At 71.0% G+C, this 26,271-nt stretch carries 24 protein-coding genes; 20 read left to right on the top strand and 4 right to left on the bottom strand.

Annotation, left to right across the window (positions count from 1 at the left end; all coding sequences use genetic code 11):
• Nucleotides 1–23: 23 nt before the first annotated feature.
• The 16 genes from K8612_RS19910 to K8612_RS19835 are packed head-to-tail and all read left to right on the top strand — an operon-like array spanning nt 24 to nt 14,884.
• Nucleotides 24–284 carry an acyl carrier protein gene (locus tag K8612_RS19910; protein ID WP_223741657.1) on the top strand — a complete coding sequence of 87 codons (261 nt, stop codon included), beginning with the start codon at nt 24–26 and terminating at the stop codon, nt 282–284.
• Nucleotides 281–832 (top strand): hypothetical protein, encoded by a 552-nt coding sequence (locus tag K8612_RS19905; protein WP_223741656.1) that lies wholly within the window; start codon nt 281–283, stop codon nt 830–832. The genes K8612_RS19910 and K8612_RS19905 overlap by 4 nt, the downstream gene beginning before the upstream one ends.
• Nucleotides 825–2,534, top strand: a complete 1,710-nt coding sequence (locus K8612_RS19900) for an AMP-binding protein (protein WP_223763438.1) — start codon at nt 825–827, stop codon at nt 2,532–2,534. Before K8612_RS19905 ends, K8612_RS19900 begins: the two co-directional genes overlap by 8 nt.
• The gene (locus K8612_RS19895; RefSeq protein WP_223741654.1) at nt 2,531–3,268 is read left to right on the top strand and encodes a glycosyltransferase family 2 protein; all 738 of its coding nucleotides are present in this window, start codon (nt 2,531–2,533) and stop codon (nt 3,266–3,268) included. Before K8612_RS19900 ends, K8612_RS19895 begins: the two co-directional genes overlap by 4 nt.
• Nucleotides 3,265–4,212 (top strand): acyltransferase, encoded by a 948-nt coding sequence (locus K8612_RS19890; protein WP_223741653.1) that lies wholly within the window; start codon nt 3,265–3,267, stop codon nt 4,210–4,212. Before K8612_RS19895 ends, K8612_RS19890 begins: the two co-directional genes overlap by 4 nt.
• Nucleotides 4,184–5,743: a histidine ammonia-lyase gene (gene hutH / locus K8612_RS19885; RefSeq protein WP_223763437.1), complete on the top strand. Its 1,560-nt coding sequence runs from the start codon at nt 4,184–4,186 to the stop codon at nt 5,741–5,743. Before K8612_RS19890 ends, hutH begins: the two co-directional genes overlap by 29 nt.
• Nucleotides 5,733–6,152 (top strand): thioesterase family protein, encoded by a 420-nt coding sequence (locus tag K8612_RS19880; protein WP_014398647.1) that lies wholly within the window; start codon nt 5,733–5,735, stop codon nt 6,150–6,152. Before hutH ends, K8612_RS19880 begins: the two co-directional genes overlap by 11 nt.
• Nucleotides 6,149–6,757 (top strand): outer membrane lipoprotein carrier protein LolA, encoded by a 609-nt coding sequence (locus K8612_RS19875; RefSeq protein ID WP_223763436.1) that lies wholly within the window; start codon nt 6,149–6,151, stop codon nt 6,755–6,757. The genes K8612_RS19880 and K8612_RS19875 overlap by 4 nt, the downstream gene beginning before the upstream one ends.
• Nucleotides 6,747–9,044: an MMPL family transporter gene (locus K8612_RS19870; protein ID WP_223763435.1), complete on the top strand. Its 2,298-nt coding sequence runs from the start codon at nt 6,747–6,749 to the stop codon at nt 9,042–9,044. Before K8612_RS19875 ends, K8612_RS19870 begins: the two co-directional genes overlap by 11 nt.
• A complete protein-coding gene (locus tag K8612_RS19865) occupies nt 9,041–10,270 on the top strand; it encodes an NAD(P)/FAD-dependent oxidoreductase (RefSeq protein ID WP_223763434.1) in 1,230 nt (409 codons plus the stop codon). The genes K8612_RS19870 and K8612_RS19865 overlap by 4 nt, the downstream gene beginning before the upstream one ends.
• Nucleotides 10,258–10,824, top strand: coding sequence for a DUF3261 domain-containing protein (locus tag K8612_RS19860; protein WP_223741648.1), 567 nt, complete (start codon nt 10,258–10,260; stop codon nt 10,822–10,824). Before K8612_RS19865 ends, K8612_RS19860 begins: the two co-directional genes overlap by 13 nt.
• 6 nt (nt 10,825–10,830) lie before the next feature.
• Nucleotides 10,831–12,012 (top strand): beta-ketoacyl-ACP synthase, encoded by a 1,182-nt coding sequence (locus K8612_RS19855; protein ID WP_223763433.1) that lies wholly within the window; start codon nt 10,831–10,833, stop codon nt 12,010–12,012.
• A complete protein-coding gene (locus K8612_RS19850) occupies nt 12,009–12,476 on the top strand; it encodes a hotdog family protein (RefSeq protein ID WP_223741646.1) in 468 nt (155 codons plus the stop codon). The genes K8612_RS19855 and K8612_RS19850 overlap by 4 nt, the downstream gene beginning before the upstream one ends.
• A complete protein-coding gene (gene fabG / locus K8612_RS19845; protein WP_223763432.1) occupies nt 12,469–13,200 on the top strand; it encodes a 3-oxoacyl-ACP reductase FabG in 732 nt (243 codons plus the stop codon). Before K8612_RS19850 ends, fabG begins: the two co-directional genes overlap by 8 nt.
• Nucleotides 13,197–14,435, top strand: a complete 1,239-nt coding sequence (locus tag K8612_RS19840; protein ID WP_223763431.1) for a beta-ketoacyl-ACP synthase — start codon at nt 13,197–13,199, stop codon at nt 14,433–14,435. The genes fabG and K8612_RS19840 overlap by 4 nt, the downstream gene beginning before the upstream one ends.
• A 17-nt stretch (nt 14,436–14,452) precedes the next feature.
• Nucleotides 14,453–14,884 (top strand): excinuclease ATPase subunit, encoded by a 432-nt coding sequence (locus K8612_RS19835; RefSeq protein WP_223741643.1) that lies wholly within the window; start codon nt 14,453–14,455, stop codon nt 14,882–14,884.
• Between the two features lie 29 nt (nt 14,885–14,913).
• Here the strand turns inward: K8612_RS19835 and K8612_RS19830 are convergent, their stop codons facing one another.
• From K8612_RS19830 to K8612_RS19820, 3 genes are all read right to left on the bottom strand, one after another.
• Complete coding sequence (locus K8612_RS19830) at nt 14,914–16,521, bottom strand: hypothetical protein (RefSeq protein ID WP_223763430.1); 1,608 nt, start codon at nt 16,519–16,521, stop codon at nt 14,914–14,916.
• Nucleotides 16,522–16,605: 84 nt separating this feature from the next.
• Nucleotides 16,606–18,150: a CocE/NonD family hydrolase gene (locus K8612_RS19825; RefSeq protein ID WP_223763429.1), complete on the bottom strand. Its 1,545-nt coding sequence runs from the start codon at nt 18,148–18,150 to the stop codon at nt 16,606–16,608.
• Entirely contained in the window at nt 18,147–18,803 is a 657-nt protein-coding gene (locus K8612_RS19820; protein WP_223763428.1) for a GNAT family N-acetyltransferase, read from the bottom strand. Before K8612_RS19820 ends, K8612_RS19825 begins: the two co-directional genes overlap by 4 nt.
• A gap of 215 nt (nt 18,804–19,018) precedes the next feature.
• Here K8612_RS19820 and K8612_RS19815 point away from each other — a divergent pair, with 215 nt between their 5' ends.
• The 4 genes from K8612_RS19815 (at nt 19,019) to K8612_RS19800 (ending at nt 24,530) form a co-directional block, all read left to right on the top strand.
• On the top strand, nt 19,019–21,178 hold the full coding sequence (locus tag K8612_RS19815; RefSeq protein ID WP_223763427.1) for a M13 family metallopeptidase: 2,160 nt from the start codon (nt 19,019–19,021) through the stop codon (nt 21,176–21,178).
• A gap of 150 nt (nt 21,179–21,328) precedes the next feature.
• The gene (locus tag K8612_RS19810; RefSeq protein ID WP_223763426.1) at nt 21,329–22,558 is read left to right on the top strand and encodes a S8 family serine peptidase; all 1,230 of its coding nucleotides are present in this window, start codon (nt 21,329–21,331) and stop codon (nt 22,556–22,558) included.
• Between the two features lie 148 nt (nt 22,559–22,706).
• Nucleotides 22,707–23,882, top strand: coding sequence for a toxin-antitoxin system YwqK family antitoxin (locus K8612_RS19805; protein ID WP_223763425.1), 1,176 nt, complete (start codon nt 22,707–22,709; stop codon nt 23,880–23,882).
• A gap of 63 nt (nt 23,883–23,945) precedes the next feature.
• Entirely contained in the window at nt 23,946–24,530 is a 585-nt protein-coding gene (locus tag K8612_RS19800; RefSeq protein ID WP_223741636.1) for a TetR/AcrR family transcriptional regulator, read from the top strand.
• A gap of 34 nt (nt 24,531–24,564) precedes the next feature.
• Here K8612_RS19800 and K8612_RS19795 read toward each other — a convergent pair whose 3' ends face one another.
• Nucleotides 24,565–26,151, bottom strand: coding sequence for a peptidoglycan-binding protein (locus K8612_RS19795; RefSeq protein ID WP_223763424.1), 1,587 nt, complete (start codon nt 26,149–26,151; stop codon nt 24,565–24,567).
• Nucleotides 26,152–26,271: the final 120 nt, after the last annotated feature.

Raw genomic sequence — 26,271 nt, 5'->3', positions numbered from 1 at the left:
AGAACAAAGCGAGGAGTCACCCCATGACCAAGCACGAGCTGTTCGAGCGCCTGAGCGCCATCCTCCAGGAAACCTTCGACATCGAGCCGTCCCGCATCATCCCGGAGGCGCGGCTGCACGACGACCTCGACATCGACAGCATTGACGCCATCGACCTGCTGGTGCGCTTGAAGCCGGTGACGGGCCAGCGCGTCCCGCCGGAGGTCTTCCGCTCCGTGCGCACCATCCAGGACGTGGTGGACGCGCTGTACGGTCTGCTCGGCAGCGACTCCGCCGCGGCGTGAAGCGTCTGCGCCCGGTGCTGTTGGGGCTCTTGAGCCTCGCCTACCCGCCGCTCGTCTATCTGGGCCTGGGGCACTTCGAGCCCCGCTGGATGGCGTTGCCCCTGGCGGCCATGGCGGTGGTGCGCGCGGTGGCGACGCGGGAGAAGATGTGGCTCGCGGCCGCCCTGGGCGCGCTGGTGCTCGCGGGCGCCAGCATGCTGGGCAACAACGCCCTGCCCCTGAAGCTCTACCCGGTGCTGGTGAACGGGGTGCTCCTCGCGGTCTTCGCCACCAGCCTGGCCTGGCCGCCCAGCGTCATCGAGCGCCTGGCGCGGCTCCGGGAGAAGGACCTGCCGCCCTCGGGCGTGGCCTACACGCGCCGGGTGACGCAGGTGTGGTGCGGCTTCTTCGTCTTCAACGGCGCGCTCGCGCTCACCACGGCCCTCTTCGCGAGCGACGCGACGTGGGCGCTCTACAACGGACTCATCGCCTACGGCCTCATGGGCCTCTTGTTCGCGGGCGAATGGGTGGTGCGGCAGCGGGTGCGCGCACGGCACGCCCATGGCTGAGCCGCTCGCGCTCGAAACCCTCCTCGTCCACGGCCGTCCCGCCGGGCACCCCGTGGCCCGGAGCGAGGACGGCGTGCGGGACTTCGGTGCGCTCCGCGCCCGGGTCGCCGGCTGGCGCACGGCCTTCGCGGCGCACGGCGGCCAGCGCTACGCCCTCTTCATTGAGGACACCTTCGAGTTCGCCGCCGCGCTGCTGGGCGCCTGGCACGCGGGCGTCTGCGTCTACCTGCCCGCGGACGCGCGCCCCGCCACGCTGGACGCGCTGAAGGCCCACGTGCACGGCTTCGCGGGCCGGGCCCCCCAGGGACAGGGGCCGCTCGCGCCCGCGGGGAACGAGGACGGGAGCACCGCCGCGTTCCAGCCGCTGTCGCCCCGGCTCGCCGCGCTGGTCGTCTACACGTCGGGCTCCAGCGGGGAGCCCACCGCCATCCCCAAGCGCCTGTCGCAGCTCTCCAGCGAGGTGGCCACGCTGGGCCGGCTGTTCGACGCGGCCGTGGGAGACGCGCCGGTGCTGGCCACCGTGTCGCACCAGCACATCTACGGCCTGCTGTTCCGGGTGCTGTGGCCGCTGACGTCCGGCCGTCCGTTCGACGCGCACGTCCTGCCCTATCCGGAGGACATCCTGGCCGCGCTCCAGAGCGGCCCCGGCCTCCTGGTGGCGAGCCCCGCGCACCTCAAGCGGCTGCCGGCGACGCTGGACTGGGCGGCCGTGCGCGGGAACCTGCGCGGGCTGTTCTCCTCCGGCGGGCCGCTCACCCCGGAGGCGCTCCAGGCCTGCCGCGACCTGTTGGGCCGCGCGCCGGTGGAGGTCTACGGCAGCTCGGAGACGGGCGGCGTCGCGTGGCGCCGGCGCGACACGGACGACAGCGCGTCCTGGCGCACGATGCCGGGCGTGGCGGTGCGCGCGGAGGACGACGCCCTCCGCGTCCAATCCCCCCACCTGGACCTGCCCCCGGGCGAGTGGTTCACCACGGAGGACCGCGCGCGGCCCGTGCCCGGCGGCTTCGAATTGCTGGGGCGCCGCGACCGGCTGCTCAAGCTGGAGGAGAAGCGCGTGTCGCTCTCCGCCATGGAGCGCGCGCTGGTGGCCGGCGGCCTGCTGCGCGAGGCCCGGGTGCTGCCCCTCACGGAGGGCCACCGGGTCATCCTCGCGGTGGTGGGGGTGCCGGACGCGGAAGGCTGGCGGCTCCAGGAGTCGGGGGGCAGGCGGTCCCTGAGCCAGGCGCTGCGCGAGAAGCTGGCCCCGCATTTCGAGTCCAGTGCCTTGCCGCGCCGGTTCCGGTATCTGGAGGCCATGCCGGTCAACTCCCAGGGCAAATCCACCGAGGCGGCGCTCGCCGCCCTCTTCGACCCGAAGCGCCCTCCCTCCCGCGTGCTGGAGCGCTCCGACGAGCGCGTGCTGCTGGCGGTGGAGGTCCCCGCGAACTCGCCCTACTTCGACGGGCACTTCCCGGGCTCGCCCATCCTGCCCGGCGTGGTGCAGGTGGAGTGGTCGCTGCTGCTGGGCCGCGAGCACTTCGCGCTGCCGCCGGACTTCCTCCGGATTGAGACGCTGAAGTTCCAGCAGGTCATCGCGCCCGGCACGCTGCTGTCGCTGGAGCTCACCTGGGCGAAGCAGTCCGGGCGGCTGGGGTTCAAGTTGACGTCGGCCGCGGGCTCGCACGCCAGCGGCCGCATCGTGTTGGGGGGAGGGGCAGGATGAAGGTCTGCGCGGTGATTCCGGTCTACAACCACGGCGAGGCCGTGGGCGCGGTGGTGAAGGCCGTGCGAAGCCACGGGCTGCCCTGCGTGCTGGTGGACGACGGCAGCGAGCCCGGCTGCGCGGCGGTGCTGGACGGCCTGGCGCGCGAGGACAGCGAGCACGTGGAGGTGGTCCGCCTGCCCCAGAACGAGGGCAAGGGCGGCGCGATGATGGCGGGCCTGCGCGCGGCCCTCTCCCGGGGCTACAGCCACGCGCTGCAGATCGACGCGGACGGCCAGCACAACGCCAACGACATCCCGCGCTTCCTGGCGCTGGCGAAGGCGCAGCCGGACATGCTCGTGTGCGGCACGCCCGTCTATGACGAGTCCGTGCCCAAGGGCCGGCTGTACGGCCGCTACGCCACGCACATCTGGGTGTGGATCAACACGCTGTCGTTCGCCATCCGCGACTCCATGTGCGGCTTCCGCGTGTATCCGCTCCAGCCCACCGTGGCGCTCATCGACTCGGTGAGGATTGGCAAGCGGATGGACTTCGACGTGGAGGTGCTGGTGCGCCTGTTCTGGCGCGGCATGCGCATCCTCAACCAGCCCACCCAGGTGCGCTACCCCACCGACGGCATCTCCCACTTCGACGTGCTCTGGGACAACGTGCGCATCTCCGGCATGCACGCCCGGCTCTTCTTCGGGATGCTGGGGCGGCTGCCCGTGCTCCTCTGGCGGAAGGTGGCCAGATGAAGTCCCGCCATTGGGCGGAGATGGGAGAGACCACCTTCGTCGCCGGCATCTGGATCCTCTATTGGATCCACCGCCTGCTGGGCCGCTGGCCCTTCCGCCTCTGCCTCTACCCGGTGGTGCTGGTGAACTGGCTCAGGCGCCCGGCGCTGCGTCAGGCGTCAGGCCAGTACCTGGAGCGGATGCAGGCCGCCACGGGGGCCCTGGGGCACGCGCCCCGCTGGCGCGACAGCGTGCGGCACGTGCTGATGTTCGCGGAGACCCTGCTGGACAAGCTGCTCGCGGTGAGCGGGCGCTACCGCTTCGACCGCGTCCGCACGGAGGGGCGCGAGGAGTTCTACCAGGCGGCGAAGTCCGGCCGGGGCGGCGTCATCGTCACCGCGCACATGGGCTGCCTGGAGCTGTGCCGCTCCATGGCGGAGCGCCGGGGCGAGGTGAAGCTCAACATCCTGGTGCACACGCTGCACGCGGAGCAGTTCAACCGCCTGCTCAAGCGGCTCAACCCGGAGAACGACTTCCGGCTGATGGAGGTGACGGACATGGGCCCGGCCACCGCCGTCGCGCTGAACGAGCGCGTGGAGGCCGGCGAGTTCGTGGTCATCGCCGGCGACCGCATCCCGGTGAATTCCGCGCAGACCGTGCGCGTCGACTTCCTCGGCCACCCGGCGCCATTTCCGGTGGGCCCCTACGTGCTGGCGGCGCTGCTCAAGTGCCCGCTCTACCTGCTGGGCTGCATCCATGAAGGCGACGGCTACACCATCCACTTCGAGCGCCTCTTCGAGCGCGTCGTGCTGCCCCGGGGCAAGCGCGAGGCCGCGCTCACCGACTGCGCCCAGCACTACGCAGGCCGGGTGACGGCGCTGCTGAAGCGCGCCCCCTACGACTGGTTCAACTTCTTTCCCTTCTGGGATCAGGTGCATGTCTCCGCGAAGCCCCCAACCTTCTGACACCCCGGTCCGCTTCGACGGCGGGCGGCTGACGCTCGAGGACGTGGGCGCCCTGTCGCGCCGCGAGCGCCCCGCGGAGCTGGGCACGGCCCCCGCCTTCCGCCAGCGCATCGCCAGGGGCGCCGCGTTCCTGGACCGGCTGCTGGCGGAGGACGGCGTCATCTACGGCGTCACCACCGGCTACGGCGACTCCGTCACGGTGTCCATCCCGCCCGCGCTCGTCGCGGAGCTGCCGCACCACCTGTACACGTACCACGGCATCGGCGCGGGCCGGTTCCTCACCCCGGAGGAGACGCGCGCGGTGCTGGCCACGCGGCTGGCCTCGCTGTCGCAGGGCTTCTCCGGCGTGGGCGTGCCGCTGCTCACCCAGTTGGAGCTGCTGCTCCGGCACGACGTGCTGCCGCTGATTCCGGCGGAGGGCTCCGTGGGCGCGTCCGGCGACCTGACGCCCCTGTCCTACGTGGCGGCGGTGCTGTGCGGCGAGCGCGACGTGTGGCACCGGGGCGAGCGCAAGCCCGCGGCGCAGGTGCTCAAGGAGCTGGGCATCTCTCCCCTCAAGCTGCGGCCGAAGGAAGGCCTGGCCATCATGAACGGCACCGCCGTGATGACGGCCCTGGCGTGCCTGGCGTGGGAGCGCGCGGAGTACCTGTCGCGGCTCGCCACGCGGCTCACGGCGTTCAACGTGCTGGCGAGCGCCGGCAACGCGCACCACTACGACGAGACGCTCTTCGCGGCGAAGCCCCACGCGGGCCAGCAGCGCGTGGCGGCCCGGCTGCGCTCGGACCTGGTGACGGACCGGCCGCCGCGCAACGAGCAGCGGCTCCAGGACCGGTACTCGCTCCGGTGCGCGCCGCACGTCATCGGCGTGCTGGAGGACGCGCTGCCGTACTTCCGCACGCTCATCGAGAACGAGCTGAACAGCGCCAACGACAACCCGCTCATCGACCCGGACGGCGAGCGGGTGCTGCACGGCGGCCACTTCTACGGCGGCCACATCGCCTTCGCCATGGACGGGCTGAAGAACGCGGTGGCCAACGTGGCGGACCTGCTGGACCGGCAGCTCGCGCTGCTGGTGGACCCGCGCTTCAACCACGGGCTGCCCGCGAACCTCTCCGCGTCCACCGGCGCCCGCGCGGCCATCAACCACGGCCTCAAGGCGGCGCAGATCAGCGTCTCCGCGTGGACCGCGGAGGCGCTGAAGCAGACCATGCCCGCGTCCGTCTTCTCCCGCTCCACCGAGTGCCACAACCAGGACAAGGTGAGCATGGGCACCATCGCCGCGCGCGACTGCCTGCGCGTGCTGGAGCTGACGGAGCAGGTGGCCGCGGCCATGCTCATCGCCGCGCGCCAGGGCGTCACCCTGCGCCAGCGGCTGGACGCGGACGCGAAGCCCGGCCCCGCGCTGGCCGCCATGCACGCGGACCTGGAGGCGCGCATCCCCCTGCTGGTGGAGGACCGGGCGCTGGACGGCGAGCTGCAGGGCCTCATCACCGCCATCCGCCGCCGGGAGTGGAGGCTGCATGAAGCCTGACCTGAGCTGCGAGCTGGAGATCGACCCGGCGTTCCACGACCTCGACATGATGGAGATCGTCTGGCACGGCCACTACGTGAAGTACCTGGAGCTGGCGCGCGCCGTCATCCTGCGCAAGCACGACTACGACTGGCCGCAGATGCGCGAGTCCGGCTACGGCTGGCCCGTGGTGGAGATGAAGCTCAAGTACGTCTCCCCCATCCACTACAAGCAGCGCATCATCGTGCGCGCTGAAATCACCGAGTGGGAGAACCGGCTGCGCTTCGACTACCTGCTGCGCGACGCGGACACCGGCCGCAAGGTGAACCAGGCCCACACCATCCAGGTCGCGGTGTCCTTGAAGACGGGTGAGATGGAATACGTCTGCCCGGAAGTCCTCTGGAAGAAGCTGGGAGTGTGGCCGGGATGAAGCCCTTCCTCGTGTTGACCTTCGCGCTCGTGTCGTTGAGCGCCCACGCCGCGGACCTGGTGAGGGACGTGCGCGCGCGCCTGGTGGACGCGCCGCTGGTGCGCGGCCAGTTCGAGCAGAAGAAGTCCGTGGCGGGCTTCAAGAAGCCGCTGGTGTCCAGGGGGGACTTCCTCCTCGCGCGAGACCAGGGCGTGCTGTGGAACACGCGCACGCCGTTCGCCTCCACGCTGACGCTCACGCGCAAGTCGCTGAGCGCGCAGCAGGCCACGGGCGGCGCGGCGTACCACCTGGACTCCACGAAGGAGCCCGCGCTGGCGGCGGTGAACGAGCTGCTCTTCGCGCTCCTGTCGGGCGACGTCGCGGCGCTCCAGAAGCGCTTCAAGGTGGAGGGCGAGCTGGTGGGCGACCAGGGCTGGAAGCTGGAGCTGACGCCCACGGACGCGGGGCTCGCGCGCGTCTTCAAGCACATCCACCTGGAGGGTGACGGGTACGTGCGCCAGGTCCAGTTGGACGAGACGCGCGGCGACAGCAGCGTCATCACGTTCGAGCAGCTCGCGCGGACGCCTCCCCCCGACGCCACGGAAGCGGAACGCCTTGGCAAATAAGCTGGCCATCCTGTGGGCGCTGGTGGTGCTCGCCGTGGGCGTGCACCAGGTCCGGTTCTGGCGCTCCGCGAGCCTGGACACGGACGTGCTCGCGCTGCTGCCGGAGGACGAGCAGGCGCCGGAGGTGGACGCCGCCACGCGCAAGCTCGCCGACGACGCCGGCCGGCAGGTGGTGCTGCTGGTGGGCGCCAACGACTGGCCCTCCGCGCAGAAGGCCGCGGACGAGGCCACGCGCGTGCTGACGGAGGCCTCGGACCTGCTGGAGCCGGCGGTGGTGGACACCTCCGCGCTGGAGCAGGCGGTGGACTTCTACCGTCCCTACCGCGACCGGCTGCTGACGCCCGCGCAGCGCCAGTGGCTGTCACGCGCGACGCCGGAGGAGCTGGGCGGCACGGCGTTGATGAAGCTGTACCAGCCCGCGGGCGCGCGGCTGACGGACTGGAACGCGGATCCGCTGGGCCTGTGGCAGGACTGGTGGCAGGCCCGCGCGGCGGAGACGTCCGCCCGGCCCCGCGACGGACGGATGTGGCTGTCCGGCGAGGGGCGCGAGTGGGTGCTCCTCATGTGGAAGAGCAAGGTGTCCGCCTTCGCGCTGGGGGACGGCTCGCGCGTCACCGCCACGGTGGAGCGGGCGCGCTCCCAGGTGGAGGCGGCGGTGCCCGGCGGACGGCTGGTGGCCGCGGGCGTGCCGCTGTACGCGGAGGCCGCCGCCGCGCAGGCGAGCTGGGAGATGTCCACCATCGGCTTCGGGTCGCTGGCGGCGGTGCTCCTGCTGGTCTGGCTCACCTTCCGCTCGCTGCGGCCCATCCTGCTCGTGGGCGTGTCGCTCACGCTGGGCTGCGCGGTGGCGCTGACGGTCACCGCGCTCGTCTTCGACCGGGTGCACCTGCTCACGCTCGTCTTCGGCTCCAGCCTGGTGGGCGTGGCGGAGGACTACGGCTTCCACTACTTCGCCGCGCGCCAGGGCAAGGCCCCGTCGGAGCGCGGCCCCGTGATGCGCGCGCTGTTGCCCGGCATGGTGCTCGCGCTCGTCACCAGCGTGGTGGCGTACCTGGCGCTGGGCGTCGCGCCCTTCCCGGGCCTGCGGCAGATGGCGGTGTTCTCCGCCGCCGGCCTCACCGCCGCGTTCCTCACCGTGGTGTGCTGGTTCCCCTCGCTGGACACGGGCGCCCTGCCCGTCACCTCGTTCTCCGAGCGCTTCTCCGCGTCCATCACCCGCTGGCCGCGCATCGCGTCCACCCCGGCGTGGTGGGGGACCGGCGCGGTCCTCACGGTGCTGGTGGCCGTGGGCCTCTGGAAGCTGGAGCCCCGGGACGACCTGCGCCAGTTGCAGGGCGCGCCCGCGAACCTCATCGCGGATCAGCGCGAGCTGGGGCGCCTGCTGGGGCTGCCCAGCCCGGCGCAGTTCTTCCTGGTGCAGGGTGACAGCGACGATCAGGTGCTCGCGCGCGAGGCCGCGCTGAAGACGAAGCTGGACGCGCTGGTGGCGCAGAAGGTGTTCGCGGGCTACCGCGCCGTGTCCGACTGGCTCCCCTCCGAGTCGCAGCAGCGCGAGGACGCGGCCCTGAGCGCCCGCGCGGAGGCCCTGGCGGTCGCCGCCGTCAGCGAGTCCACGGGGGAGGCCCCCACGCGCGCCGCGTTCTCCCCGGAGCCGCTCACGCTCCAGCGCTTCCTCACCGGCCCCGCCGCGGCCGCCATCCGGCAGCAGTGGCTGGGGACGCTGGGCCAGGCGCAATACAGCGTCCTCATGCTGCGCGGCCTCAACGACCCGCGGGTGCTGCCCCGCCTGGAGGAGGTGGCCCGGGGCCTGGAGGGCGTCCGCTGGGTGGACAAGACCGCGGAGATCTCAGGCCTGCTCAGCCGCTACCGCCGCATCATGGGCGGGCTCATCGTCGCGGGCTACATCGCGGTGCTGCTCACGCTGGTGGCGCGCTTCGGCCGCCAGGCGTGGCGCGCGTGGATTCCCTCCGTGCTGGGCACGCTCCTGACGCTCGCCCTCTTCGGCTGGGTGGGCGCGCCGCTGCAGCTCTTCACCGTGCTGGGGCTGGTGCTGCTGCTGGGCATGGGCGTGGACTACGGCATCTTCCTTCTGGAGCACCCCGGTGACGGCTCCGCGTGGCTCGCGGTGGCGCTGGCCGGCGTGAGCACGCTGCTCTCCTTCGGGCTCCTGGGCCTCTCCGCCACGCCCGCGCTGCGCTCCTTCGGCCTCGCCATGCTGGTGGGCGAGGTCACCATCTGGATCCTCACCCCTTGTTTCCGACTTCCACCCGGGAAAGCCACACATTGAAAACTGAATCAGCGGACATCCTCATCATCGGCGCGGGCCCCGCGGGCTCCGTCGCGGCGGGCCTCCTTCGCAAGCAGGGCCGAGACGTCCTCGTGCTGGAGCGCGAGCAGTTCCCGCGCTTCTCCATTGGCGAGAGCCTGCTGCCGCAGAGCATGGAGTACATCCAGGAGGCCGGCTTCCTCCAGGACGTGGTGGAGGCGGGCTTCCAGTTCAAGAACGGCGCCGCCTTCGAGCGGGGCGGGCGGTACACGGACTTCGACTTCCGCGACAAGTTCAGCCCCGGCTGGGGCACCACCTACCAGGTGCAGCGCGCCCGCTTCGACCAGATCCTGGCCCGGGCCGCGGAGAAGAAGGGCGCCACCGTGCGCTTCCGCCACGAGGTGCTGTCCGTGGACTTCTCCAGCGGGCAGCCGGTGGTGACGGCGCGCTCCCCCGAAGGCGAGACGTACCAGGTGAAGGCGCGCTTCCTCCTGGACGCGAGCGGCTTCGGCCGCGTGCTGCCGCGCATGTTGAACCTGGAGACACCGTCCAACTTCCCCGTGCGCGGCGCCATCTTCACGCACGTGGTGGACAACATCCCGCTCGGCACCTTCGACCGGAACAAGATCCGCGTCACGACGCACCCGGAGCACGTGCACGTCTGGTACTGGACCATCCCCTTCTCTGACGGCCGCTGCTCGCTGGGCGTGGTCGCGAAGAAGGAGTTCCTGGACCAGTACACCGGCACGGACACGGAGCGGCTCCAGGCCATCGTGAAGGAGGCGCCGGCGCTTCAGGGCCTCCTGAAGGACGCCGTCTGGGACACGCCCGCGCGCAAGCTCACCGGCTACGCGGCCAACGTGAAGTCGCTGTGGGGCCCGGGCTTCGCGCTGCTGGGCAACGCGGGCGAGTTCCTGGACCCCGTGTTCTCCTCGGGCGTCACCATCGCCTTCAAGTCCGCGAGCCTCGCGTCGGCCTGCATCGCCCGGGAGTTCGCCGGGGAGCAGGTGGACTGGGAGAAGGACTACGCGAAGCCACTCAAGGCGGGCGTGGACACCTTCCGCACCTTCGTGGAGTCCTGGTACGAGGGCGGATTCCAGAACATCATCTTCCACCCGAACCCGTCGGACGACGTGCGCAAGATGATCTCCGCCATCCTGGCGGGCTACGCGTGGGACAAGAACAACCCCTACGTCGCGGACAGCAAGCGGCGGCTGGGCGTCCTCGAGGCCCTGTGCGCGGCGTAGTCACCGCCCTGCTCGTCGCGGGGCTGTCCGCATGCGCCACCCCGCCCCGGCCCCGGCCCGCCGCCCCCGGCGAGCCGTTGCCGGAGCTGCGCCTGGCCCCCGCCGCCCTCGGGGCGTCCGTGAGCCTGGCGCAGCAGTTGGTGTTCGCGCACGAGCAGGACCCCGGAGGCCCCCGCTCCCTGGAGGCCCTGCTGGAGGTGGAGCCGGAGCAGCTCCAGTTGGCGGGGCTGGCCATGGGTCAGCGCATCCTCACCCTGCGCTGGGATGGCAGCCGCCTGGACGAGGAGCGCGACCCCCGCCTGCCCGCCCAGTTCAACTCCGCCCTGGTGCTGCGGGACGTGCAGCTCGTCTACTGGCCGGCCGACGCCGTGCGCGCCGCCCTGCCCGCCGGCTGGACGCTGGAGGACGGCCCCACGCGGCGGACCCTGTCGAAGGACGGGAGGGAATGGGTGACGGTGCGCTACGATGGGACGCCGCGCTGGGAAGGGCGCACGCAGCTCACCAACCACTCCGAGCACTACCAGCTCACCATCGAATCGCACGCATCCGAGTGACACCCGATGCCTCCTCCTGTCTTCCTCAACCACCTGGGTGTCGTCTGCGCGTTGGGCTCCGGGAAGCAGGAGGTGGCCCGGGCGCTGTTCGCGGACACGGTGTCCGGCGTCGCCTCGCACGAGGGCTACGCGGACCGGCCGCTGCACCTGGGCGTCGTCACCTCGGAGCTCGCGGGGCAGGACGCCCTGCCCCCTTCGCAGCACAGCCGCAACAACGCGCTCCTGCTCACCGCGCTCGCGCAGGTGCGCCCCCAGGTGGACGCCGCCATCGCCCGCTTCGGCGCCTCGCGCGTGGCGGTGGTGCTGGGCACCAGCACGTCCGGCATCGGTGAGGGGGAGGCGGCCATGGCGGGCCTCCTGGCCACGGGGGCGCTGCCCTCGCGCTTCCATCTGCACCAGCAGGAGCTGGGCTCCCCGGCGCTGGCGCTCGCGCATGTGCTGGGCACCCGGGGCCCCGCCTACGTCATCTCCACCGCGTGCTCCTCCAGCGCCAAGGCCCTGGCCAGCGCGGCGCGGATGCTGCGCGCGGGCAGCGTGGACGCGGTGCTGACGGGCGGCGTGGATTCGCTGTGCCGCTTCACCGTGGCGGGCTTCCGCGCGCTGGACTCCGTGAGCGAGGAGCGCTGCAACCCGATGAGCGCCCACCGCCACGGCATCAACATCGGCGAGGCGGCGGCGCTGTTCCTGATGACGCGCGAGCCGGGGCCGGTGCGCCTGTCCGGCTGGGGCGAGTCCTCCGACGCGCACCACATCTCCGCGCCGGAGCCCGGCGGCAAGGGCGCCATGGCCGCCATCCAGGAGGCCCTGGAGCGCGCGGGCCTGTCGCCGGAGCAGGTGGACTACGTGAACCTGCACGGCACCGCCACGCCGCAGAACGACGCCATGGAGTCCCGCGCCGTGCACGCGCTGCTGGGGCCCGGCGTGAAGGCCAGCTCCACCAAGCCGCTCACCGGCCACACGCTGGGGGCCGCGGGCGCGCTGGAGGCGGCCTTCGCGTACCTCACGCTGGTGGACAACCCGGAGGGCCACCTGCCCGGGCACTTCTGGGACGGGGCCGTGGACGCGGCACTGCCGGCGCTGTCGCTGGTGAAGCCGGGCGAGGCGCTGGGGCGCCCGGTGAAGAGCGTGCTGAGCAACTCGTTCGCCTTCGGGGGCAGCAACACCGCCCTCGTGCTGGAGCGCGCATGATGCGCATCGTGATTGATCAACCCGTCGAGGAGCTGGTGCCCCATCAGGGGCGCATGCGGCTGCTCGACCGCGTCCTGGAGGGCGACGCGGACTCGCTGCTCGCGGAGGTCACCGTGCGCGAGGACAGCCTCTTCTGCGCGGACGGCGCCGTGGGCGGCTGGGTGGGCATCGAGTACATGGCGCAGGCCGTGGCCGCGTGGGCCGGGTGGCATGCGCGCAAGCGCGGCGGCACGCCCCGGGTGGGCTTCCTGCTGGGCACGCGCCGCTACGAGTGCAGCCGCCCCGTCTTCAAGCTTGGCGAGACCCTGCGCGTCGAGGTCCACCGCCAGTTCTCCGCGGACAACGGGCTGGGCCAGTTCGACTGCACCTTGCGCATCGGGACGGAGCAGGTGGCCACGGCGGCGCTGACGGTCTACGAGCCGCAACCGGGGCAGGACCTGGGAAGGGGCAACACAGATGGGTGACAAGACGGTGCTGGTGACGGGCTCCAGCCGGGGCATCGGCCGCGCCATCGCGCTGCGCCTGGCCCGCGACGGCTACGACGTCGTGGTGCACTGCCGCAACAAGCGCGAGGAGGCGGACGCGGTGGCCGCCCAGGTCCGCGAAGCCGGCCGCGAGTCGCGCGTGCTCCAGTTCGACGTGGCGGACCGCGCGGGCACGCAGGCCGCGCTGCTCGCGGACGTGGAGGCCCACGGCTGCTACTACGGCGTAGTGTGCAACGCGGGCATCGCCCGCGACAACGCCTTCCCCGCGATGACGGCGGAGGAGTGGGACGGCGTCATCCACACCAACCTGGACGCCTTCTACAACGTGCTCAACCCGCTCACGATGCCCCTGGTGCGCCGCAGGAAGCCGGGCCGCATCGTCACGCTGTCCTCCGTGTCCGGCCTCATGGGCAACCGGGGCCAGGTGAACTACAGCGCCGCCAAGGCGGGCATCATCGGCGCGACGAAGGCGCTGGCGGTGGAGCTGGCCAAGCGCGACATCACCGTCAACTGCGTGGCGCCGGGCCTCATCGACACGGAGATGGTGCCTCCGGAGGTGCTGGAGGAGGCGCTGAAGCTCATTCCCGCCCGCCGGATGGGCAGACCCGAGGAGGTCGCCGCCGCGGTGGCCTTCCTCATGTCGGAAGAAGCGGGCTACATCACGCGGCAGGTGATTTCGGTGAACGGGGGGATGATCGGATGAAGCGCGTAGTCGTCACCGGAGTCGGTGCGCTGAGCCCCCTGGGCCATGACTGGAAGACGGTCGAGGCGGCGCTGCGCGCGCGCCAGAACGCCGTCCAGGTGATGGAGCCCTGGAAGCAGTACGAAGGCCTGAACACGCGGCTGGGCGCGCCCGCCCTGCCCTTCGAATTGCCCCCATCCACGTACTCGCGCAAGACGACGCGCACCATGGGCCGCGTGGCGCTGATGGCCACGCGGGCCAGCGAGCTGGCGCTCCTGGACGCGGGCCTGCTGGGCAGCCCGCTGGTGAAGAGCGGGAAGATGGGCATCGCCTATGGCTCCTCCGCGGGCACGCCGGAGAACATGGGCGACTTCGGGAAGATGATCACCCACAAGACGACGGAGGGCATCACCGCGACGACGTACCTGCGGATGATGTCCCATACGGCGGCGGTGAACATCGGCGTCTTCTTCGGCGTCACCGGGCGCATCATCACCACGTCCAGCGCGTGCACCTCCGGCAGCCAGGGCATCGGCTACGCGTACGAGGCCATCAAGCTGGGCCGCCAGGTGGCGATGCTCGCGGGCGGCGCGGAGGAGCTGGACGCCACGGGCGCGGCGGTGTTCGACACCCTCTTCGCCACCAGCACGAAGCACAACGAAGCGCCGCACCAGTCCCCCCGCCCCTTCCACGCCCAGCGCGACGGGCTGGTGCTGGGCGAGGGCGCGTGCACGCTGGTGCTGGAGGAGCTGGAGCACGCGAAGGCGCGCGGCGCCACCATCCACGCGGAGCTGGTGGGGTACGGCACCAACAGCGACGGCCGCCACGTGACGCAGCCCAACGCGGACACCATGGCGGAGGCCATGCGGCTGGCGCTGGAGGACGCGGGCGTGCCGGCGTCCGCCATCCCCTATGTCAACGCGCACGGCACGGCGACGGACACGGGCGACGTGGCGGAGAGCGCGGCGACGCGGTCCGTCTTCGGGGAGAAGGTCGCCATCTCCAGCCTCAAGAGCTACATGGGCCACACGCTGGGGGCCTGCGGCGCGCTGGAGGCGTGGATGACCGTCCAGATGATGCGCTCGGGCTGGTTCGCGCCCACGCTGCACCTGACGGCGGACTCCGTGGATCCGAAGTGCGCGCCCCTGGACTATGTCATGGGCGAGGGACGTGCTTTGCAGACGGACCTGGTGATGAGCAACAACTTCGCCTTCGGCGGCATCAACACGTCGTTGATCTTCCGCCGCTGGCCTTGATGTTTGGAGACCCCGCCATGAAGAAAGCCCTCCTGTTGCTGGCCCTGACCGCCGCGAGCCCCGCCCTGGCGCGCGACACCGTGACGAAGGTGAAGCTGGCGGACGTGATGGCCCTGCCCGAGGCCAAGGACAAGCTGGACGGCTCGGTGAAGTTCTTCATGGACGGCGCGAAGACGCCCAAGGTGCTCAAGACGCTGGGCACCGACACCACGAACAAGAAGACCAACGGCGTGGGCAAGTCGGACGACTACGCCTGCAAGTGGGCCGCACTCTCCGCCCTCATCGCCCTGCAGGATGGCGCGAAGAAGAACGGCGCCAACGCGGTGGTCAACATCGTCAGCTATTACAAGAAGGTGGAGTTCAAGAGCGCCACCGAGATCGAGTGCCACGCCGGCAGCTTCGTCACCGGCGTCGCGCTCAAGGGCGACTACGCCACCATCGCCAAGTAGCCCTGGAGGCACTTTCCGCGCGGCGGGCCCTACCGCCGCGCGGGCACCTCGATGCGGCAGACGCTCCCGGGCGCAAGGCTCCGCGAGCGCATCCAGGCCTCCAGGTCCCGGTCGATGCGCGCCGCGGCCTCCGCGTTGAAGCGGCGGTTGTCCTGGAGCTTCCAGCCCTGCGGGTAGTTGCCCGAGTAGCCGTTCACCGTGGGCACGCCGTGCTCGCCGGACGCCCACACGGCATCCAACTGGTACTTCCACTCCTGGGCCTCGCCGGACGTGGGCGCGTAGAAGAAGGACTCGCAGCCGGGGGCGATGCGCGCGGCCACCGCCTCCACGTCCGCGCGGGCTTCGTGCCGGTCATACGCGGGGCTGGCGAGCCCCTGCTCCAGGAGGCACAGCGCGCCCAGGCCCACCGCCAGCGCCGCGCGCCCGGACTCCCACTGCCGCTGGAGGTACAGGGCCAGCCCCACGGCCGCGGGCACCAGCAGCCACATGCCGATGCGGGCCAGGGCCCGGATGGCCGCCGCGCCGGGCACGCCGTGGAAGACGAGCCACCAGGGCGTGAAGCCGCCGGTGTAGCGCGACGCGAGCAGCACCGTGGCCACCGCCACCACGAGCAGCAGCCGCACCGCGGGCCGTGAGCGCGCCTGCCACAGTCCGATGCCCGCGAGCACCGGGGTGACGAAGCCGAAGCCCAGGCGGTGCTCCCACGCCACGGGCATGCGCTGGAACTTGGAGAAGCCGTGGGTCCACCCGTACAGCCAACTGTCCTGGCCCACGAAGAACCAGCTCCAGAAGCGCGGCACCATGGGGGACACCTCCGCGAAGGTGCGCAGCCCCACCGTGCCAATGGCCTGGCGCGAGTGCAGGACGAGCGGCGCGAGCAGCGCCAGCCCCACGACGCCGAAGCCCGCGAGCGCCGGCAGGTGGCGGCCGAGCGCCGTCAGCAGCGGACCGCGCGTGTCCCGGAAGGCGAGCCCGGCGATGAACGCCAGGAGCAGGAAGAAGAAGAGGAACCAGCCCCAGTAGAAGCCCGCGTAGAGCTGCGCCACGAACGCGCCCACCAGCAGCGCGGCCCAGGACACGCCGCGCCGCCGGTCCGTCTCCGGCCGCGTCAGCGCGATGACCGCGCCCACGGCGAGGAGCGCGAAGAACTGCCCCTCCAACTGCGGGTGGTTGAGCTGGTTGATGCGCGGCGCGCCGGCCGTGAAGAGCACCGCGCCCACCACCGCGGGGAGGACGCGCAGGCCGAACCCGCGCCGCAGCAGCCACACCGCGGCGGCGTAGTTGAGCGCCGCCATGGTGAGCGACCACGCCTGCCACGACAGGTCCGCGCCCAGGCCCAGCGCGCGCCACACCCAGTAGAACGGGGCCACGCCCAGGAGCACGTCGGAGTACGCGGCGACGTTGGGCTCGGGGTGGAACATCGGCGGATCCCAGAAGCGCGCGTGCGCCGGGTCGCCCGTGACGAAGCGCCAGCCGTGCTCCAGGACGTAGTGGTTGAAGCGCACGTCGCCCTCGTCCCCCTGCACCAGGCGCAGCCCGGACAGGATGGCGGGGTGGTGCGACAGCAGCAGGGCCAGCACGCCGCCAGCGAGGACGAGCAGGGCGGCGCGGGTGCGTTCCGAGACGGCGGTTCCCATGGACGCCGGGAGCGTTAACACACCGGGCACGCCCCCTGGAACGACGGAGGGCGCCTTGCGAGCGCCCCTCCGTCACGCGGCGCTTCAGCGCGTCGGCAGGTCCAACCAGGACGGCCCGCCGAGCGACAGCGTCGCGCCGGTGGTGTTGGCGTCCAGGTAGAGCGGGTCCTCCGTGTCCACGACGAGCGCCAGCCGGTGCAGCACGGGGACGTCATACGCCGTGGCGGGGAACGCCAGGTCCAGGTCCAGCGGCACGCCCGGCGTCGCGTTCTTCCAGGAGAGGGGCACGTGCGTGATGAGCCCGCCGTAGTCGCCCAGCAGGTCGTACAGGTACGCGACCACGGTGCCCGACGCGGTGGAGGGCGTGACGCGCAGGCGCAGCGTGGCCGAGCCCCGGATGGAGATGCCGCTCAGCGTGGTGGACGACGTCCAGACGCCCGCGTTGAGGCGGTTGACGCCCGGCAGCCAGACCACGGGCGGAATGCCCGTCAGCGCCTGGAGCCCGTTGGTCAGCAGCGCCACGCCCGCGTCCGCGTTCGTGTCGAAGCCGGACCAGACGGTGCGCGAGCCGCTCGTCGAAGGCGTGCCGCCCAGGGTGCCGGTGCCATCCAGGAGGCGGATGGCGCCCAGCCCGTAGCGCTGCGTGCCCGTGGCCACCTGGGCCCACGATGCATAGCCCTCCGTGTCGCCGTCGTAGGTGCGCAGCACCACGGGCGCCTCGCGGGAGATGCCCGTGTCCACGCCCGCGACGTACTGGTCCATCCAGCGCGTCACGCTGGTCCAGACGCCGTTGGGCAGGCCCAGCAGCCCCGTGGCCTCCACGACGGCGTGGTCCCCCGGCGCGAACTCCAGCCGCTTGGGGCCCGCGAGCTGGCCGTAGAACGACACGAGCTGGTTGGGAGGGAAGAGGCTGTCGCCGTACGCGTTGGCCATCAGGATGGCGGGCTTGTTGGCGTTGATGCGCTGGAGGTACGTCGCCGCCGAGCGCACCCGGCCCCAGGCCTTGATGGACTCGATGTTCCGGTTGGCGAAGTAGTCGTCGATGGTGGTGCTCAGCTCCGGGCTGGGGCGGCCCAGCAGGGTCGCCGCGAGGTTCAGGAGCGCCACCGCCTGCGGACGCCGCGTCTCTCCGCCGAACAGCGACGCCACCAGGTCCGACCAGCCGGAGAGCGCCGCCACCGCCTTCACGCGCGAGTCGAAGCCGGAGGCGATGAGCGAGATGCCCGCGCCATACGAAACCCCCGCGAGCCCGATGCGCGAGGGGTTCGCGGTCGTGTTGGCGAGCATCCAATCAATGACGCGCGACGTGTCCGCGATGTCCGCCGGACCGGCGGTGTCAATGCCACCGCCGGACGCCCAGAAGCCACGCGGCGTATAGGACAGCGCCACGTAGCCCTTCTGCGCCAGCGCGTTGGCCTGGGCCAGGTACTCCAGGTCGTTGAGGCCCCAGCTCGAGATGAAGACCACCGCCGGATGCGGCCCCGGCGTCGTGGGCGCGATGTAGTTGGCCTTGAGGATGGTGCCGTCGCTCCCGGGGATGTCGACGAACCGGAAGCCGGTGGTCGGCAGCGCCAGGCCTGTGAGCGGCAACAGCAGGAACAACAGGACCACGGGCAATTTCAACGTCATCGAGACACCTCGGGTTTGTCATCTCGGAGCAGCCTCTGTCCCAGCACGTCGAAGGCCTCGACGGAAATCGCGGCGGCGGGGCTGGCCGGATACTCCTCCGCGAGCAGGGTCCAGATCATCGTGTCGCGCAGCGCACCGTCGGGTGCGACGAGCCGCTGTCTCAACGTGCCTTCGTGAACGAAACCCAGCCTCCGGGCGACCGCCGCGCTGCGGACGTTGCGGGGGTCGCAGTGGATCTCCACGCGGCGCACGCCCTCGACCTCGAAGGCGACGCGGGTGAGCGCCCCGGCGATCTCCGTCGCCAGCCCCCGGCCCGTGTGGCGGGCTGAAATCCAGTAGCCGATCTCCAGGGCGCCCTCGCCCACCCGGGGATGCAGGCCCGTTCCCCCGAGGACTTCGCTGCCGTCGTGGCTGAACACGCCGTAGGCGAAGTCCTGTCCCAGGTCGAACAGCCCGCGCATCCGGCGAAGCTGCCCGGCCTGCTGCGCGACGTTCATTGGATAGCGCTTGGCCCACTCCATCCATGGACGCAGGTGTTCGAGGTTGGATTCGATGGCATGCAGCGCCAGCGCGGCGTCAGCCGGCGACCAGCACCGGAGCACGGTGTGCGCGGTCTGGACCGTGTACGCAGGACGAAACGCGGTGGGAGTCATACGCCCCTCGAATGGCTCGAACCCCTACCGGAGCCAGGCCCTGGAGCATCGCATGCATCGTCTGGCCGCTGCTGTCCGCTTCTCCCGCCCTTGAGCTCCGGGCCCGCGCAAGCGTCCGCGGTTTTCATGGGATGAAACCGCCGTTTGCGCTGTTGGGGACGCGCCCGCGTGCGCCAGAGTGCGCCACCCCGTACGGGCCACATCCAGGAGCCTCCATGTCGTTCCGTTCCAGACCGCCGTTTGGCGCCGCGCGCATGACGCTCGGCGTCTGCGCCTCCGCGCTCATCACCGCGTGCGCCTCCACCACGCCCGCGGAGAAGTCCCCGCCGGCCCAGGCCACCGCCACCCCGGCCCCGGCCCCGGCTCCCGCCGCCCCCGCCGCTCCCAAGCCGCACTTCGGGAGCTTCGGCGTCGACACGCCGGGCATGGACACCTCCGTCGCCCCCGGCGACGACTTCTACCGCTACGTCAACGGCAAGTGGGCGGACAGCTCGGAGATTCCCCCGGACCGCTCCTCCTTCGGCATGTTCACGCGCCTGGCCGAGGACGCCACGAAGCAGACGCGCGACATCCTGGAGGCCGCCGCGAAGTCGGACGCCCCCGCCGGCAGCGAGGAGCGCAAGCTGGGTGACTTCTACGCCAGCTTCATGGACGAGGCCGCCATCGAGGCCCGGGGCGCCACGCCGCTCAAGCCGGAGCTGGAGCGCATCGCCGCGGTCGCCAACCGCAAGTCCCTGGCCGCGCTGCTGGGCACCACGCTGCGCAGCGACGTGGATCCGCTCAACACCGGTCAGGCCACCACGGGCCGCCTCCTGGGCCTGTGGGTGGCGGAGGACCTGAACGACCCCAGCCGCTACGCCGCCTACATCCTCCAGGGCGGCCTGGGCCTGCCGGACCGCGACTTCTATCTGAAGGACACGCCGCGCTTCAAAGAGGTGCGTGAGAAGTACCAGCAGCACATCGCCACCCAGTTGAAGAACGCCGGCATCCCCGACGCGGACGCGAAGGCCCGCGCCATCTTCGGCCTGGAGATGAAGATCGCCCAGGCCCACTGGTCCGCGCAGGACACGCAGGACGTGGAGAAGGTGAACAACCCCTGGAAGCAGACGGACTTCGCGAAGAAGGCGCCCGGCATGGACTGGGCCGCGTACTTCGCGAGCGCCGGCCTCGGGTCCCAGAAGGACTTCATCGTCTGGCAGCCGTCCGCCATCACCGGCATCGCGAAGCTGGTGGGCAGCGAGCCGCTCCAGACGTGGAAGGACTACCTGGCCTTCCACGCCATCATGGAGGGCACCCCCTACCTGTCGAAGGCCTTCGTGGACGCGGGCTTCGACTTCAGCGGGAAGACGCTCTCCGGCGCGCAGCAGTTGAGCGACCGCTGGAAGCGCGGCGTGAACTTCACCAACTCCGCCATGGGCGAAGCGGTGGGCAAGCGCTACGTGGAGAAGCACTTCCCGCCGGCCGCCAAGGCCGAGGCGGACCAGATGGTGCGCAACATCCTGGCCGCGCTGGGCCGCCACATCGACGCGCTCGCGTGGATGTCGCCGGAGACCAAGGCCCGCGCCAAGGAGAAGCTGGGCACGGTGCAGGTGGGCATTGGCCACCCGGACACCTGGCGCGACTACTCCGGCCTGGAAATCATCAAGGGAGACGCCTTCGGCAACGCGGAGCGCGCGGAGCGCTTCGAGCACCAGCGCAACCTGGCCAAGCTGGGCAAGCCCGTGAACCGCATGGAGTGGTTCATGACGCCCCAGGAGGTCAACGCGCTCAACTCGCCGCAGCAGAACTCCATCATCTTCCCGGCCGCCATCCTCCAGCCCCCGTTCTTCGACCCGAACGCGGACCCCGCCGTGAACTACGGCGGCATCGGCTCCGTCATCGGGCACGAAATCGTCCACAGCTTCGACGACGTGGGCGCGCAGTTCGACGCGAAGGGCAAGCTGGACAACTGGTGGACGCCCAAGGACCTGGAGCAGTTCAAGGCCGCGGGCAAGGCGCTGGCCGCGCAGTACAACGCGTACAAGCCCCTGCCGGACATGAACGTGAACGGCGAGCTGACGCTGGGCGAGAACATCGCCGACGTGGCCGGCGTCTCCATCGCGCATGACGCCTACGTGATGTCCCTGGAGGGCAAGCCCGCGCCCACGCTGGACGGCTTCACGGGCGAGCAGCGCTTCTTCATGGGCTTCGCGCAGGTGTGGCGCAACAAGTTCCGCGAGCCGCTGCTGCGCCGGCTGCTCGTGACGGACGGCCACTCGCCCGGCATGTTCCGCGCGGCCACCGTGCGCAACCTGGACGCGTGGTACCCGGCGTTCGACGTGAAGCCCGGCCAGGGCCTCTACCTGGCCCCCGAGCAGCGCGTGAAGGTCTGGTAGCACCGCCCCACCCGCACCGGGCGCACGCAGGCCGTGCGTCCGGTGCACCCGGGGTCCTCCTGAAAAACCATTGCGGACGAAACTTGAATCGCCGCGATGCGACAATGTAGGAGTCAGTAGGCCGCTCCTCATCCCCCCCGGAGGAACCCCATGGAAATCAACCGCAAGTCGCCCGCCTCCATCGCCCCGACCGCCAACGCGGCCACCTCGCGCGCCCAGGCGCCCAAGGCGAAGCCGCTGACGGTGCATGACGGCTTCGACTCCCAGGGTGCGCGCCCCTCCAACTTCGTGGACCGCCCGACGGGCCGCCCCACGCCTCCGGGCGCCAGCGTTCCGGCGTCGGCCTTCGCCTTTGGCGGCGCCAACGTCGCGGTGAAGCCGGGCGCGAACAAGGTCGCCGACACGAAGGCGGTGGACCCGTCCCAGCCCAGGCCGAAGCTCACGGGCGAGCCGGTCATCGCGGTCATCGACGGTGGCGTGGACTACAAGCACACGGACCTGGACGACGCGATGTGGACGAACCCCGGTGAAGTGGCGGGGGACGGCATCGACAACGACGGCAACGGCATCGCGGATGACATCCACGGCTTCAACGTGGGCACCGGCAAGGGCGACCCGTTCAAGGGCGACGGCACGGACCACGGCACGCACGTGGCGGGCATCATCGCCGCCGAGGACAACGGCGAGGGCAACACCGGCATCGCCGCGGGCAAGGCGAAGATTCTGAGCGTGGGCGGCCTGTACGACGGCGCGGACCTGCTCACCAACTTCGAGCGCTCGGTGGACTACCTGGTGAAGATGAAGACCGAGCACGGCGTGAACATCCGCGCCGCCAACGCGAGCTTCGGTGACTCCTACCGCGACGCCGCGTCCCAGAAGCGCTGGGAGGCCGCCATCCAGAAGCTGGCGGACGCGGACATCCTGCTGCTCGCGGCCACGGCCAACGGCAACGGCAGCAACATGAACAACGTGCCGGACATGCCCGCCAACGTGGACCTGCCCAACGTCCTCACCGTGGCGTCCATGGACCGCAACAACGACAAGCTGGCCCGCTTCTCGTCGCACGGCGACAAGGTGGTGGACCTGGCCGCGGTGGGCGAGGACGTGCTCAGCACCGTGCCCGGCAACGACTGGGAGGAGATGAGCGGCACCTCCATGGCCACCCCCACCGTGGCCGCCACCGCCGCGCGCATGTTCGCGGAGAACCCGGACCTGACGGCCGTGCAGGTGCGCGACCTCATCCTCAAGACGGTGGAGCAGGACCCGGACCTCAAGGGCAAGGTCATCACCGGCGGCAAGCTGGACATCCAGGCCGCCATCGACGCCGCCAGGGCCACCCTGGAGCCGAAGCCGGAGACGCAGCCCGTCGCCTCGCGCTGAAGAAGCCCCCCCCTTCGCGGTCTTCCCTCCGGGCCCCCTCGCCATGTCCATGGCGGGTGTGGGCCCGGAAGCCGTTCCAGGACCCGGGGGCTCGCGGCTACGGTGCACCCAGCCTCCTTCTCGTGAGCCACCCATGCGCGCGCCGTCCGTGATGCGTCTTGTCCTGCTGTCCGTGCCCCTCTTCTCCGCGCCCGCGTGGGCCATCGAGCGCTGCTCGTTCCAGGGCAAGCCCATCAACCTGGACAACGGCCACTCCACCGCGAACCTCACCGGCACCGTGCGGTGCGTGGACGAGGACACGAAGAAGGAGACGCACACCGTCTCGTTCAAGAACGGCAAGAAGGACGGCTGGGAGGTGCGCCGCTGGTCCGACGGGCGCGCCGTGGAGCAGGAGTACAAGGCCGACAAGCGCCACGGCGGCTTCAAGCGCTACGAGGACGGCCGGCTGGTGGAGACCTCCCACTACGTGGACGACCACGAGCAGGGCGAGTCGCTGCGCTACCACCCCAACGGCAAGGTGTCCCGGCGCGTGGACCGGCAGCCGGAGGACGCGAAGAGCACCTTCGAGGACTACGAAGAGACCGGGCGGCTCACCAAGGCGGGCTGTGGCCTCCAGTCCTCCTGGGAGGCGGGCCTGAAGGACTGCGTCTGGAAGGGGCCCTCCCCGCTCGTGTTCTTCCACCCCAACGGGCAGAAGCGCGCCGTCATCCCGCTGAAGAACGGGCGGCGCGAAGGGGTGACGGAGCTCTTCGACAAGGACGGGCAGCGCACCGCGACCAACGCGTACGCCGCGGGCGTGCTCGACGGCGTGAGCACGCGGTACGCCGACGGGAAGGCGCTCCACTCCACCACCTGGGTCCAGGGCGAGCGCGAGGGCGACGAGACGGAGTTCTTCAAGGACGGCGGCAAGAAGGAGGTCGTCACCTGGAAGAACCGCCAGCAGGTGAAGCGCGTGGACTACTTCCAGAACGGCGAGCGCAAGCATGAGCTCGTCGTGAGCGGAGACCGCGCGGTGGAGTCCTTCTTCGAGGACGACGGCTCGCTGCGCGAGCGGCGGAACCTCATCAAGGGCGACTTCCACAACGGCTTCGACCCCGACGGCGTGTCGGAGACCTTCCTCCCGGACGGCGGCACGGAGCGCCGCGAGCACTACGTGAAGGGCAAGGCGGAGGGCCGGCGCCAGGTGTGGGCGGAGAACGGCACCCTCATCGAGGACTCGCAGTGGACGGGCGGCCGCGTCACCGCGCGCAAGCGCTGGAACCCGGACGGCGGGCTCGTGGAGGACGAGGCCTTCCACGAGGACGGCTCGCGCAAGAAGAAGTAGCAGGCGCGCGAGCGGGCGCCGCCTTGACGGAGGATGACGGCAAGATTACTGCCGTCATCCATCATGACCCAGAAGACGGAGCAGAAGCAGAAGTCGCATGACGCCATCCTCGCGTCCGCCGCCACGCTGCTCCTGGAGCGGGGCATCCAGGCCAGCTCCATCATGGACGTGATGAAGGGGGCCGGGCTCACCGTGGGCGGCTTCTACGGTCACTTCGACTCGAAGGAGCACCTGTTCACGGAGACCCTCCGGGGCACCGCCCGCACGGTGTGGAACGCGCTCCTGCGCAAGGCGAAGGAGGACGCGCCGGACGCGCCCGCGCTGAAGGTGCTGGAGCGCTACCTGTCGCGCAAGCACCGCGACGCCGTCACCCCCACCTGCCCGCTGCCCAGCATCACCGCGGAGGTGTCGCGCGCGGGGGAGCCCTACCGGGGCGCGCTGGAGGCGGAGCTCCAGGAGTTCGTCCGCTCGTACGCGGAGCTGCTGCCGCCCGGAGCGCGGCGCCGGGAGAAGGCGATGGCCGCCATCGCGCTCATGTACGGCGCGCTGTCACTGTCGCGCGCCGTGCGCGGCACGAAGCTGGGGGACGAGCTCCTGGACGCCGCGAAGAAGCTGGGCGCGGAGCTGCTGACGAAGGAAGGGGCCTGAAGCCCGGCCCCCTCCCCGTCCCATCAGGACCGCATCAGTCGCGCTGGATGGCGCCCTTCGGGACCAGGATGACGACCTCCTTGCAGTCCGAATAGATGATGGAGTTCATGTCCTGGTAGTTGTGGGTCGTCTTGCCGCCGTTGCGCACGATGCCCATGTCGTTGCCCTTGGAGCCGCCGCTGTAGTCCCAGCCGTGGCGCGTCTGGAAGATGATGGCGCCGTCCGGCACCTTCCCGTCCGCGACGAGCTTGCGGTACTGGTCCGCGGTCACGACGTTCGCGGTGGCGTTGCCGTACGGGCTCTTGATGGCCTTCTGCTGCGCGCCCGGGAACGGGATGGACTCCCAGCCGTTGCGCAGCATCTGCGCCATGCCGCCGCGGGGGTTGTTCGGGTCGTTGCCCGTCGCCGCCGGCGTGTTCGGGATGCCCAGCCGGGTCATGTTGTCCAGCGTGGTGCGCACGCAGTAGCCCGTCTGGCCGTTGTTCAGGCGCGACGTGGCCAGCTTCTTCAGCGTGGCGTTGTTGGTGTCGATGCGGACGCCGTTGCCCAGCACCGCGCCGTTGTTGTTCGTGCCCTGGGTGTTGTTCGTCCCCTGGGTGTTGTTCGTGCCCTGGGTGTTGTTCGTGGTGCCGGGGCGGTTGCCCTGCAGCGCCTTGAGCGTGTCGGGGCCGACCTGGCCCGCGTTGTTGCCCGCGCGCACGCCGTTCGCCCGCTGGAAGTCCTCCACGGCCTTCTTCGTCACGGGGCCGAACTTGCCGTCCGCCGGGATGCCCAGCATCTCCTGGAGCTGCTTCACGGCCGGGCCCTGCATACCCTCTCGCAGGTTGTTGCCACGCACCTTCACCTGGTCCATCGAGGGCGCGGGGGTCCACTGCCTCGTCCCCGGCCGCTGCGGGGTGCTCGCGGGCTCGAAGGTGTCGGCGGTCTGCGACGGGCGCGTGGGGGTGTTCGTGGTGGTGGTGCCGGGCGTCGCGGCACCGCCGAAGTGCGGCGCCAGCGCCTGCGCGCGCGCCCACACGTCGTTGGAGTAGTCATTGCCCGTGGTGCCCACGTCCATGTTCTGGATGGTGCGGACGTTGCCCGGGCCGGAGTTGTACGCGGCCACCGCGCCACGAAGCTGCTGCGCCTCGGACCAGTCCGGGTGCGCCTTCTTCATGTCGTTGACGTAGCCCTTGAGGATGCCCGCCGCCTGGTCGATGTGCTCCGCGCTGGTGGGGCCACCCCGGGTCGTGTGGTAGCGGTGATCCACCTGCATCACGCCAAAGCCGTTGCCGCCGTCGCCGTGGCCCGTCCGGTCCAACGCCGCGCCCGCGCGCGACTCACGGCTGGCGATGGCGGCCAGCAGCGCGGGGGGCAGGCCGTGCTTCGCCGCCGCCGCCTCGATGTTGCCCTTGTACTGCTGCAGGCGAGCCAGGTCCGTCTGCGCCATCTTCGTGGACGCGGCCACCCCCGGCTGCAGCCCGTCCTGCCGCGCCGTGCGCGCGGAGGCGCCCGTGGGCTGGTACTGGGACAGGATGGCGTTGGGGTTCGCGCTGGTGCGAACCGCGCTCGTCGACAGCGCCTGGGAACGATTCGAGAAGACGGAGTTCGTGCGCTGGGACGTGGTCGCGGAGAGGCTCATTCGGGGATTCCTCGGTGGCGGCTGTGATTCCTGCCCCGATTATCCAGACCCCTCCCCGCGAGTTGCGCGAGATCAGTAAATAAAGATCTCCTAGTTTAGTCAGCGCGTAATTTTCCGCTC

It is taken from the genome of Corallococcus sp. AS-1-6, from assembly GCF_020037015.1.
GTDB lineage: Bacteria > Myxococcota > Myxococcia > Myxococcales > Myxococcaceae > Corallococcus.
The sequence above is the reverse complement of the archived record's forward strand: the minus strand, read 5'-3'. Positions and strand labels throughout refer to the sequence as shown.

What these genes read in the sequence shown, in the direction of transcription:
- K8612_RS19875 (WP_223763436.1), top strand. Translation starts at nt 6,149, where the DNA reads ATGAAGCCCTTCCTCGTGTTGACCTTCGCGCTCGTGTCGTTGAGCGCC.
- K8612_RS19890 (WP_223741653.1), top strand. Translation starts at nt 3,265, where the DNA reads ATGAAGTCCCGCCATTGGGCGGAGATGGGAGAGACCACCTTCGTCGCC.
- K8612_RS19830 (WP_223763430.1), bottom strand. Translation starts at nt 16,521, where the DNA reads ATGGGAACCGCCGTCTCGGAACGCACCCGCGCCGCCCTGCTCGTCCTC.
- K8612_RS19900 (WP_223763438.1), top strand. Translation starts at nt 825, where the DNA reads ATGGCTGAGCCGCTCGCGCTCGAAACCCTCCTCGTCCACGGCCGTCCC.
- K8612_RS19835 (WP_223741643.1), top strand. Translation starts at nt 14,453, where the DNA reads ATGAAGAAAGCCCTCCTGTTGCTGGCCCTGACCGCCGCGAGCCCCGCC.
- K8612_RS19820 (WP_223763428.1), bottom strand. Translation starts at nt 18,803, where the DNA reads ATGACTCCCACCGCGTTTCGTCCTGCGTACACGGTCCAGACCGCGCAC.
- K8612_RS19910 (WP_223741657.1), top strand. Translation starts at nt 24, where the DNA reads ATGACCAAGCACGAGCTGTTCGAGCGCCTGAGCGCCATCCTCCAGGAA.
- hutH (WP_223763437.1), top strand. Translation starts at nt 4,184, where the DNA reads ATGTCTCCGCGAAGCCCCCAACCTTCTGACACCCCGGTCCGCTTCGAC.
- K8612_RS19850 (WP_223741646.1), top strand. Translation starts at nt 12,009, where the DNA reads ATGATGCGCATCGTGATTGATCAACCCGTCGAGGAGCTGGTGCCCCAT.
- K8612_RS19810 (WP_223763426.1), top strand. Translation starts at nt 21,329, where the DNA reads ATGGAAATCAACCGCAAGTCGCCCGCCTCCATCGCCCCGACCGCCAAC.
- K8612_RS19800 (WP_223741636.1), top strand. Translation starts at nt 23,946, where the DNA reads ATGACCCAGAAGACGGAGCAGAAGCAGAAGTCGCATGACGCCATCCTC.
- K8612_RS19895 (WP_223741654.1), top strand. Translation starts at nt 2,531, where the DNA reads ATGAAGGTCTGCGCGGTGATTCCGGTCTACAACCACGGCGAGGCCGTG.
- K8612_RS19815 (WP_223763427.1), top strand. Translation starts at nt 19,019, where the DNA reads ATGTCGTTCCGTTCCAGACCGCCGTTTGGCGCCGCGCGCATGACGCTC.
- K8612_RS19880 (WP_014398647.1), top strand. Translation starts at nt 5,733, where the DNA reads ATGAAGCCTGACCTGAGCTGCGAGCTGGAGATCGACCCGGCGTTCCAC.
- K8612_RS19825 (WP_223763429.1), bottom strand. Translation starts at nt 18,150, where the DNA reads ATGACGTTGAAATTGCCCGTGGTCCTGTTGTTCCTGCTGTTGCCGCTC.
- K8612_RS19855 (WP_223763433.1), top strand. Translation starts at nt 10,831, where the DNA reads ATGCCTCCTCCTGTCTTCCTCAACCACCTGGGTGTCGTCTGCGCGTTG.
- fabG (WP_223763432.1), top strand. Translation starts at nt 12,469, where the DNA reads ATGGGTGACAAGACGGTGCTGGTGACGGGCTCCAGCCGGGGCATCGGC.
- K8612_RS19795 (WP_223763424.1), bottom strand. Translation starts at nt 26,151, where the DNA reads ATGAGCCTCTCCGCGACCACGTCCCAGCGCACGAACTCCGTCTTCTCG.
- K8612_RS19840 (WP_223763431.1), top strand. Translation starts at nt 13,197, where the DNA reads ATGAAGCGCGTAGTCGTCACCGGAGTCGGTGCGCTGAGCCCCCTGGGC.